The sequence below is a fragment of the Nocardioides sp. genome, assembly GCF_035703625.1.
Classification (GTDB): domain Bacteria; phylum Actinomycetota; class Actinomycetes; order Propionibacteriales; family Nocardioidaceae; genus Nocardioides.
Genome location: NZ_DASSXS010000258.1, coordinates 1 through 10,308 on the forward strand (window position 1 = coordinate 1; position 10,308 = coordinate 10,308).

Genomic DNA, 10,308 nt, shown 5'->3' on the forward strand with positions numbered 1-10,308 from the left:
GGACGATCGACGTCGCCTGGCAGACCCTGGACGGCACCGCGACAGCGGGCGATGACTACGCCGCGAGCAGCGGCGTCGTCTCGTTCGCACCGGACGTTCGAACCGCCACGGTCAGCGTGCCCATCGTCGGCGACAGCGACCCCGAGTCGGACGAGACCGTCATCGTCACAGCCAACGAGGTAGGCGTTACGGGAGACCCTGCGGCACAGGGAACTCTGACCATCGTCGATGACGAGAGCGTCACCGTGTCGGTGCATCCCGTGGCCATGTTCGAGGGCCCAGCGGGGGCCGCCCGCAAGATGGAGTTCTATGTGACGCTCTCCCGGCCCGCACCCCGGGAGATGACCGTGGGCTGGGAGACGGTGCCGGGCACAGCGACGGCACCAGCTGACTTCACCGCCGACAGCGACACGCTGACGTTCGCGGCGGGAGATACCCACAAGACGGTGCCCGTGGCCGTGCGGGGTAGCGGGGGTGTGGAACCGGACGAGAACCTGACCCTGCAGCTCACGGCACCAACCAACGGGCTGGCTATGGGCGAGCGCTCGGCCGAGGGCACCATCCTCGACGACGACGACGGCCGGCTCCGGGTGGCGTTCGGCAACTGCCCCGTCCCCGTCGAGGAGGGAGACGCGGGAACGATCACGACCTGCGCCGTGCCCCTGATGGTCTCCCGCAAGCCGCAACGCACCTTCACCCTCGAGTGGAGGACAGGCGGCGGGACCGCGACTGCCGGCCGCGACTTCGTCTCGGTCCCGCGGAAGTCGGTCAAGGTCAGCAAGGCGAGGACCGTGCAGGTCAAGGTGCAGGGCGACGGTCAGGCAGAGCAGACCGAGTGGTTCCGGGTGGTCATCACCCGCATCAGCCGCGATGCCGTCGAAGCGGCGTCCCCGGGTCGCGTGATCGTCGTCGACCACGATCCGCCCGTCGCTTAGTGGCGACTGCGCGCTCACCGGTGGCACCCTTGGGCGGTGTGACCCTGCGTGCGTACGCCGCCGCGACCGCCACCGCCTGGGACGGCCGCGCCGCGGGCAGGGACTGGGTGTGGGCGACCGGGAGCCTGCTGAAGGTCGACCTGTCCGGCTTCACCGGGCTCTCCGAACGGCTGGCTCGCTCCGAGATCACCGGCGCGGAGCACCTCAACACCGTGCTCAACGACGTCTTCGGGACGATCATCGAGGAGATCCACGCCCGGGGCGGTGACGTGCTGCAGTTCGGGGGCGACGCGCTGCTGGTGTGGTTCGAGGGTCCCGACCACGCGCCGCGCGCGGTCACGGCGGGTCGTGCGATGCAGCGTCGGCTCGCCGAGCGTCCGGCCGAGGAGACGCCGGCCGGCGCCGTCCGGCTCCGGATGTCGGCGGCCGTCGCCTCGGGTGACCTGCTCCTGACCGTCGTCGGCCAGGACCACCGCGAGCTGCTCACGATCGGGCCCGTCGCCACCCGCGTCGAGACTCTCGAGAAGCAGGCCCGCAGTGGCCAGGTGCTCGTCGACGCGGAGACCGCGGGAGCACTGGGCGACGACCACGTCACTCCTGCCGGCCCGGGGGCGTGGCGCATCACCACCTGGCCGGGCGAGGTGCCGGCCACGAGGACACTGCCCTCCGGGGAGGGCGCCGAGTGCTTCGTGCCGCCAGACGTGCGATCGCTCGAGACCGCGGGGCAGGTCGTCGGAGAGCACCGCCGTTCGGCGGTCGCCTTCATCGGGGTGACGGGGCTCGATGCGCTCCTGGAGCGGAAGGGGCCGGCCGCCGCCGTCGCCCGGGTCGGCGAGGTGGCCGCGGCGGTCGACGAGGCGGTGGCCGCGACCGGGGTGACCTGGACCGCGACGGACGTGATGGCCGACGGATCGGTGTTCCTCCTGTTCGCCGGAGCGCCGGTCGCGCGCGAGGACGACGAGGAGCGGCTGCAGCGGGCCTGCCGGCTGGTCCTGGATCGCTGCCCCCACCACGACGTCCGGATCGGAGCGCACGCCGGCCGCGTGTTCGCAGCCGACGTCGGCCATCCGGAGCGACGTACCTTCGCGATCATCGGCGACGCCACCAACCTGGCCGCGCGGCTCATGCATCGCGCGTGCCCGGGGCAGGCCCTCGTCACCGAGGACCTCTACGACCACAGCGAGCGCAACCACGAGGTGCGGTGGCTGGAGCCGTTCTCCGTGCGTGGGCGGCGCAAGCCGGTGCGCGCGGGTGCCCTGGGGCCGCGGGTGGGCATGGCCGTGAGCCGTCGTACCCACGACCTGCCGCTGGTCGGGCGCGACCGCGAGCTCTCGCGGCTGCGCGCGCTGATCTCGGCCACCGCCGGCCACGGCGCCGCGCCGCTGCGGCTGGCCCTGGTCGGTGAGCCGGGCGTCGGGAAGTCGCGGCTGGTCGAGGAGGCCGAAGCCCTCGCCCGTGCCGAGGGGATCGACGTCGTCCACGTCGCCGGCACGGTGTTCGACGGCGACAGCCCCTACGCCGCAGCCCGTGCGCCCCTGCGTGAGCTGCTCGAGCTGTCGGACGACGACGTCGAGGCCGAGGCGAGGCTGGCCCCGCTCACCGCGCGGCCCGAGCTGCTGTCGTTGCTCAACCTGCCGCTGGGCCTCGACCTCCCGGTCGACGACGCTGTGGCCGAGATCGACGAGCAGTTCGTCGACGCACGACGCCACGCGCTGCTGACCGAGCTGCTGCGCAAGGCGCACCCCCGGCCGCTGCTGCTCGTCGCCGAGGACGTCCAGTGGCTGGACCGGTCGACCGCGGGGCTGCTCGACACGGTGGCTCGAAGGGCCGCTCCGGGGGGCATCGGCCTGCTCGCGGCCGCCCGCGACGACCCCGGCGCCCGCCTGGAGTCGGCCGTGGACTGGGAGACCATCACGCTCGCGCCCCTCGACCAGGAGCACGCCCGGCGCCTCGCGCTGATGGTCTCCGGCGACGTGGCCCTCTCGGACTCCGAGCTCCAACGTCTCGTCGGCGACACGGGCGGGAACCCGCTCTTCCTGCGCGAGCTGGTGTCCTTCCGCCCCACCGGCGCGGGCGAGCTCCCGGTCTCCGCGGAGGAGGTGATCGCGGCGCGCATCGACGCTCTCGGCCCGGCTCGCCGAGGCCTGCTCCGCGAGGTGTCCGTCGGAGGTGCGGGGCAACGACTGAGCGACGTGGCAGCAGCGTTGGGGGACCCGTCACTGAGCCGTCCAGCAGCGTGGGAGGAGCTCGCGGACTTCCTGGTTGTCGACGAGGCCGCGGGTTCGGCGGCGTCCCTCCACTTCCGTCACGAGCTCTACCGACAGTCGGCGTACGGCGGGCTGGCCGTGCGGCGCCGGCGCGTCCTGCACGGCGCCTGGGCCGACCACCTCCTCGCCGGTTCGCGCGACCCGGACCTGGGAACGGCGGGGGTGCCGACGATCGCCGTCCATCTCCACGAGGCAGGCAGGTTCGCCGAGGCGTGGGAGTGGGGCTGCCGTGCCGCCCGGCAGGCGCGCGACGAGGGCGCGCTGCACGACGCCGTACCCCTCTACGAACGCGCGCTGGAGGCGGGACGCCGCGCCGGGGTGTCGATGGGCCGGATCGCGGCAGTGCGCGAGCAGCTGGGCGACACGGCCGAGCTGGTGGGGCTGTACGACAAGGCAGATGAGGCGTTCCGCGCCGCGGCCCGCGTCGGCCCGCAGATCGAGGTCGCTCGTCGCCTGGTCAAGCAGGGGACCGTCCAGGAACGCCAGGGACGCTACCGGGCCGCACTCGGGAAGCTGACGCGCGCGGAGCGACAGCTTCTCCCGGACTCCTCGGAGGCGGAGCGGGTCCAGGCGGCGCTGCTGCTGCGGCGCAGCAGCGTGCTGCACCGCCAGGGTCGCCTCCGTCAGGCGTACGACGTGGCAGCCCGCGTCGCCGCGGCGGTTCCCGGCGCGGACGACCTCCCGGGTCGCGCCGACCGGGCCAGGGCGCTGCTGCGGCTCGAGATGATCGCCAGCGAGGCCGGCTGGCCGCAGCGCTTCGACCTCGGCCTCGAGGCGCTGGCGGCCTTCGACGGGCTGGACGAGGACCGCGACCTCGCCTGCCTGTTGGGCAACATCGGCGTCACCCTCTGGGAGTCCGACGACTGGGCCGGTGCCCGACGCCGCTACGAGGAGTCACAGGAGGTCTATCGGAGGGCGGGGGACGTGTTGGGCGCCGCGATCGCTGCCAACAACGTCGGCGAGATCCTCTGCGAGCAGGGGGACCTCGAGGGTGCTCGCGAGGTCTTCGAAGATGCTCGCCGGGTCTTTCGTGCGGCCGGTCACGCCTGGGGCGTGGCCTGCACGGCGAGTGCACTGGGGCGGGTGGCTGCCCGGTCCGGGGAGGTCGACGCGGCCGGGACGCTGCTGGACGAGGCGACGACGAGTCTCGACGGGATGGGCTCCACCGTGTTCGCGGCGGACGCCCGGGTGCGGAAGGTCGAGCTCGCGTTGATCACGCAGGATCCGCTGGCCACCCGCACCGCGGCGACCATGGTGGAGTCGCTGTCGCAGATCGAGGTGGGCGCCGTGCTGCCGTTGACGGCGCGGCGCTACCTCGCGGTCGCCACCGCGGGCGATGACGATGTCGCCGGAGCGTCGGAGATCGCGACGCAGGCGCTGGAGGGTGCTGTCGCGGCGGGGGTCGTGCACGAGGAGAGCCTGCTGCTCGACCTGCTGGCGGGGCTGGCGCGGCTGCAGCGCCGCGAGCCCGCTCGTGAGCTGCTGGCGCGGCGCGACGAGATCTGGAAGCGCCTCGAGATCCGTGACCCCTACCGCTACCCGCAGGTTCCCTGGACCTGAGTGCCGCCCCGGAGTGCTTCGCTCCGGCAAAATGCTGCTGCGTGTGTCAGGGATCCGACACAGCCAGGCGCTCACCAATGCGAAACTGCTTGTCAGCCAGGACGCCGCACACACGGAGGACGACATGCCCAACAGGTTCCAGCCCAGCGAGGACATGTTCGACGACGTCGAGGGTCATGACGGCTCCGGCAAGGCGTTGCCCCCCGAGGGCGACGACCCGGAAGGTCATGCTGTCCGCGGCAAGGCCATGCTCCCGGAGGACGACGACGTGGAGGGCCATGCCCTCGGGACCGGGCGGCCGATCCTCCCGGGTGACCGCGGTCGCGCCGGGCGCACCCACGACCGCTGAGCGCGGGGTCGACCGACGTCTCTGCTCCACCACGGGGCCGCGGCGCCGCGGGCCTGCCACGGAGGGCGACTCTCAACCGAGGACGTCGTGGTCCTGCAACGCTCTCCGGGCGGCCGCACGTCCTGCCGCAACGGCCCGGTCCAACCGGTCGAAGCCGAACATGGGTATGCCGGTCACGTCGGGAGCGATGACGAGGTCCGCCAGCCGGCGGTTCTGCTCCGCGAGCCCGCAGCTGCCGAGAACAGTGGTGCGCGCCAGTGTCTCGACGATGCGGGGCGGCGGCCGCGTGCCGGCTCGCCTCGTGGTTCCCGGCCGTCCGCGAAGTGCGCGGACCATCACGTCGACCGCGACGACCGGCCCCTCGGCCACCGGCATGAGGTCGACGGGGAGGTTGTTCAGGACCCCACCGTCGACGAGGAGCTGCCCGTCCGCCTCGACAGGAGGACACAGCCCGGGCAGCGACATGCTGGCGCCCACGGCGCGCCACAGCCGGCCGCGGTCGTGGTGCACGACCTGGCCCGTGACCAGGTCGGCGCTGACACAGAAGAAGGGGCGGCCCAGCTCTTCGACGGTGTGGTCGCCGAAGACCCTGCGCAGCATCGCCTCGGCCTTTCTCGCCCGGATGAGCGAGACCAGCGGCACCGTGTAGTCGTTGAAGGCCCTGCGCTCGACGAGCTCACGTCGACAGACCTGCGTCATCTCCTCCGCACTGCAGCCGAGGGCATGCAACGCCCCCAGGAAGCTGCCCATGCTGCAGCCGCCGACCCGGTCGACCTCCACGCCCGACCCTGCCAGTACCTCGAGCACGCCGATGTGGGCCAGCCCGCGCGCCCCGCCCCCGGACAGCACGACGCCCACCGATCGGCCGGTCAGCCTGCGCACCGCGCGCTCCAGGTCGCCACTGCTCCCGGCGATGTGCCACGTGCGTGGCTGGATCTCCGCCAGCCACCTCGCCAGTCCGGCCGATCCGGGCCGGGAGTCCACGAAGACCAGGTCGCACCCGGACAGTGCCGACCGGGCCTCGCCCTCCGGTGGCAGGTGGTCGGAGTGGGCGACGGCGACCAGCCGGTCCGCCTGACGGAGGCAGAACCTGTCCCAGGGCGAGCTGCCGGCCACCTCCCCGGCCACCAGCACGACGTGGTCGTGGTCCCGTTCGTGCCGGTCGAGCAGCTCGCCGTACCCGGTCACGAGCTCGTCCGCAGCCTGGGACGCCCGGTCTCCGCCAGCACGGTCTGCATCGAGCCAGCAGGCCGCCCCTGAGAGCCCGAGGGCCGTGTGGAGCGCGTTCCGGAGCTCGTGCACCTCGACGCCGCGGTGGGCGGGGGCGATCGCGATCACCTCCGGCGCCCCTCTCCGGGGCGCGCTCTTCAAGGGCCCCCGCTGGATCTGCCGACCGAGGGCCCGGGTGAGTGCCAGCGCGAAAGACGGGTGCGCGCCGAGCAACTCGGCCATGTCGCTGTGCCCGACGCGGAGCAGGTTGCTGTCCCGCCGCGCACGCACCGAAGCGGATCGAGGCGACTCGGTCAGCATCGAGATCTCACCGAGCGTGGCCCCGCGGCGCAGAGTGCGCACGACGGTGGGAGGAGCGGGGTCCTCGAGCACGACGTCGAGCGAGCCCGACGTGAGCACGTACATCGCATCACCCGGTTCGCCCTGACGGAACAGCCACTCACCGGCCGCGAACCGGACGGGAGTCGCCTTCGAGAGGAGCGCTTGCCGGGTCGGCTCCGGCAGCTGAGCGAGCACACCTTCTCGGTCGTCGTGGGGGACCCGGCGGTCGGCTGCCGGGTCGTCCGGGCCGCCGGTACCCGTCTCGGTCACACCTGCAGACGGTACTGGACCTCACGAGGCGATGCCTGCGCCCTGGAAGGGGGGAGGTGACGCACCGAAGGGGTCGTGCCCACGTCACCGGGTGACTGGGCACGACCCCTCGAGAGCGGCTCCTCTGCTGGGAGATCAGCGGCAGGCCTCTCCGCCGTCGTAGGCCCGGATGCAGAAGGCACCCTGGCCGTTGTCGAAGCTCACCTGGACGTAGGCGATCTCACCTGCACCGGTGGTGATCACCTTGTCGGGCGTCCACGCGGTGCGGCCGGCACACACCGAGCCGATCGTGATGGTGTTGCCGAGCTGCTGCCAGCCGGCGTTGTAGAGCCGCGCGTATCCGGCCGAGCAGTACGCGTCGCCCGGTCGGTCGGAGAGGTACATCCGCACGTCGACGCGCGTCGTGCCGACGTAGTCGAGCATGGCCAGGACCGGCTGGCCGGCGTTGTGGTAGGCGCGCGTCTCGTAGTAGTCGTCGGTGGAGAACGCCTGCGCCGGCGCGGCGAGGCCGAGGGTGCCGACCAGGACGACGACGAGAGCTGCAACGGCCTTGAGGGTGCGGGTGAGGAACATGGGAGGGCCTTTCGTTCGGTTGTGCCGGCGATCTGCCGATGTCCTGATTCCACCGGGATTCGGCGCTTCGCTCCGTTCGCCTGCCGACAGTTCCCACGTCGTCCTGACGACTCTCGCGGCGCCGGGTGCTGACGACGGTGGCCTTTACATGACCAACCACCCCCGGACGCGACCATCGCGGCAGCGGCCCCTCGGGAGGGGCCGCGTGCCCGTCTCGGTCACGCCGTGCAGACGGCAGTGACGTCGAAGCACCCCCACCTGCGCGTGGCGCGCGGGTGGGGGTGCTTCGGGTTGGCCGGCGTTTGTTCAGAACTGGGTGCAGTACCCGACCGTGCCCTCGAAGTGCCAGGCCCCTGAGTGGTAGGTGTTCTGGTAGTACGTACCCACGATCTGGGTGGTCTGACCGCCCCAGGCCCCGTTGTAGTACTGCACCTGGATGCCGACGCTGTAGTAGCCGGCCCCGTACACCGACTTCGTCGTCCAGGTGCCCGCCGGGCCGACGTATGCCGTGTTGGGCGTCGCGGTTCCCTGGTGCCACTGACCGATCGCCCCGGAGGGGACGACCCATGCGGAACCGTTCCACTTGCGCAGGTAGGAGCGGAAGCGGACCGACTGGGTGGTGCCGTTGTTGGACCAGATGTGCGGAGCACGCACCACCACCGACTTGATGCCGGTGTTGTAGTTGTAGTTGCAGTTCGCCGGCTGCACCGTGCTGGCTGCCTCGGCAGGCGCGGCGAAGCTGACCAGGGTCAGCGCGACGGCCGCCAGCACCATCAGGGCCTTGCTCATTCTCGGGAAGCGCCGCTTGGGGCCGAGGGCCTCCGCGCTGTCGGTGGTGTTCATGTTGGTGTTGGGCTGCTCGTTCATCACGACTCCTGTGGCTGTTGGGGGCTCTCTGCCCCGGTGGCACCATGCTGCTGCGGATCCGCGCAGCGCTCTGTCCGCGGGCCGACACACTCTGCGGCCGGTTGCCGACACTTCTCGCTCGACCGGGGGCCGATCCGGCCCCGACCCCGGGGTGCGCCGGGGTCCGGGGCCCCCTAGACTGTGCCTTGCGCCACTTAGTGAACCTGTTCACAAGGTCACAACCGGGCGGTACGAGACGGAAGGAAGCGCGCCGATGGAGCTCTACACACCGGTCCTGGTGCTCGGCCTCCTCGCCGCCGGGTTCGCCGTGTTCTCGGTGATCATGAGCGCCGTCGTCGGGCCCAAGCGCTACAACCGGGCCAAGGTCGACTCCTACGAGTGCGGCATCGAGCCCACGCCGCAGCCGGTCGGGGGCGGACGCTTCCCGGTGAAGTACTACATCACCGCGATGATGTTCATCGTCTTCGACATCGAGATCATCTTCCTCTACCCGTGGGCCGTGAACTTCGATCAGATGGCCTTCTTCGGGCTCGCGGAGATGGTCATCTTCATCGCGACCGTGTTCGTCGCCTACGCCTACGTGTGGCGTCGCGGCGGACTGGACTGGGACTGAGGTCTGACATGGGAGCGAACGCAGTGAGCGACCAATTCAATGCTGCTGTCCCCGGGCCCCGCGTCAGCCCGGAGCGAAGCGAGGACTGACGTGGGTATTGAAGAGAAGCTCCCCAGCGGCGTCCTGCTGACGACCGTCGAGGGCGTCGCCGGCTACATGCGCAAGGCCAGCTTCTGGCCGGCCACGTTCGGCCTCGCCTGCTGCGCGATCGAGATGATGACCAGCGGTGGCCCCAAGTACGACCTCGCCCGGTTCGGCATGGAGGTCTTCCGCGCCAGCCCCCGCCAGGCCGACCTGATGATCGTCGCCGGCCGGGTCAGCCAGAAGATGGCGCCGGTCCTGCGCCAGATCTACGACCAGATGCCCGAGCCGAAGTGGGTGCTGGCGATGGGGGTCTGCGCCAGCAGCGGCGGCATGTTCAACAACTACGCGATCGTCCAGGGCGTCGACCACGTCGTACCCGTCGACATGTACCTCCCCGGCTGCCCGCCGCGGCCCGAGATGCTGATCGACGCCATCCTCAAGCTCCACGACCAGGTCAAGACCGGCAAGCTCGGCAGCAACCGTCGCGACCAGATCGTCGAGCGCGAGACCGCCGCCCTCGCCGCCCCGCCCACCTCCGAGATGAGAGGTCTCCTGAGGTGACCGACGAGCAGAGGGAGCAGGGGAGCGACAAGGAGCGGGGCACCCGCACCCAGGACGTCGTCCGTGCCGGAACCACCACTGAGAGCTCCGTCGGGGTGCGTCGCGGCATGTTCGGGACGAGCGGATCCGGCGACACCAGCGGGTACGGCGGCCTGGTCGACCCGATCGTCTTCCCGGCCACCAGCCAGCGTCCCTTCGGCGGCTGGTTCGACGAGGTGGCCGACGCCCTCGAGGCGCGGCTGGGCGACGACGGGCTCCAGCACGCGGTCGAGCGAGTGGTGATCCACCGCGGCGAGATCACGTTCCACGTCCGGCGCGAGGACCTGGTGGCCGTCGCCCGGCTGCTCCGCGACGACGAGAAGCTGCGGTTCGAGTTCTGTGCCGGCGTCAGCGGCGTGCACTACCCCGACGACCGCGGCCGCGAGCTGCACGCCGTCTACCACCTGCTGTCGATGACCCACAACCGACGGATCCGGCTGGAGGTCGCGGCGCCCGACAGCGACCCGCACGTCCCGAGCCTGGTCGCGGTCTACCCGACCAACGACTGGCACGAGCGCGAGACCTTCGACATGTTCGGGATCGTCTTCGACGGTCACCCTGCGCTGACCCGGATCCTCATGCCCGACGACTGGCCGGGCCACCCCCAGCGGAAGGACTACCCGCTGGGCGGCATCCCCG

General features: G+C 71.5%; 9 protein-coding genes. 6 read left to right on the forward strand and 3 right to left on the reverse strand.

Translation table 11 applies throughout. The features are described 5' to 3' along the window. From VFN12_RS13560 to VFN12_RS13570, 3 genes are all read left to right on the forward strand, one after another. Positions 1-935, forward strand: a 935-nt coding sequence (locus VFN12_RS13560; RefSeq protein ID WP_325119247.1) for a Calx-beta domain-containing protein, incomplete at its 5' end; no start/stop codon positions are given. A gap of 38 nt (positions 936-973) precedes the next feature. Then, positions 974-4,762: a tetratricopeptide repeat protein gene (locus tag VFN12_RS13565; RefSeq protein ID WP_325119248.1), complete on the forward strand. Its 3,789-nt coding sequence runs from the start codon at positions 974-976 to the stop codon at positions 4,760-4,762. Between the two features lie 124 nt (positions 4,763-4,886). Then, positions 4,887-5,111, forward strand: a complete 225-nt coding sequence (locus VFN12_RS13570) for a hypothetical protein (RefSeq protein ID WP_325119249.1) — start codon at positions 4,887-4,889, stop codon at positions 5,109-5,111. Between the two features lie 72 nt (positions 5,112-5,183). On the opposite strand, the gene VFN12_RS13575 is transcribed toward VFN12_RS13570, so the two are convergent. The 3 genes from VFN12_RS13575 to VFN12_RS13585 all read right to left on the reverse strand — a co-directional run bounded on the left by VFN12_RS13575 (position 5,184) and on the right by VFN12_RS13585 (position 8,372). Beyond that, positions 5,184-6,932, reverse strand: coding sequence for a patatin-like phospholipase family protein (locus tag VFN12_RS13575; protein WP_325119250.1), 1,749 nt, complete (start codon positions 6,930-6,932; stop codon positions 5,184-5,186). Positions 6,933-7,067: 135 nt separating this feature from the next. Beyond that, the gene (locus VFN12_RS13580; RefSeq protein WP_325119251.1) at positions 7,068-7,505 is read right to left on the reverse strand and encodes a hypothetical protein; all 438 of its coding nucleotides are present in this window, start codon (positions 7,503-7,505) and stop codon (positions 7,068-7,070) included. Between the two features lie 306 nt (positions 7,506-7,811). Next, entirely contained in the window at positions 7,812-8,372 is a 561-nt protein-coding gene (locus tag VFN12_RS13585; protein ID WP_325119252.1) for a hypothetical protein, read from the reverse strand. Positions 8,373-8,625: 253 nt separating this feature from the next. Here VFN12_RS13585 and VFN12_RS13590 point away from each other — a divergent pair, with 253 nt between their 5' ends. The 3 genes from VFN12_RS13590 to VFN12_RS13600 form a co-directional block, all read left to right on the forward strand. Next, positions 8,626-8,985, forward strand: coding sequence for an NADH-quinone oxidoreductase subunit A (locus VFN12_RS13590; RefSeq protein ID WP_325119253.1), 360 nt, complete (start codon positions 8,626-8,628; stop codon positions 8,983-8,985). Between the two features lie 90 nt (positions 8,986-9,075). Continuing rightward, entirely contained in the window at positions 9,076-9,630 is a 555-nt protein-coding gene (locus VFN12_RS13595) for an NADH-quinone oxidoreductase subunit B family protein (RefSeq protein ID WP_325119254.1), read from the forward strand. After that, positions 9,627-10,308 (forward strand): NADH-quinone oxidoreductase subunit C (locus tag VFN12_RS13600; protein ID WP_325119255.1); only part of this gene is annotated, 682 nt, incomplete at its 3' end. The genes VFN12_RS13595 and VFN12_RS13600, both read left to right, overlap by 4 nt.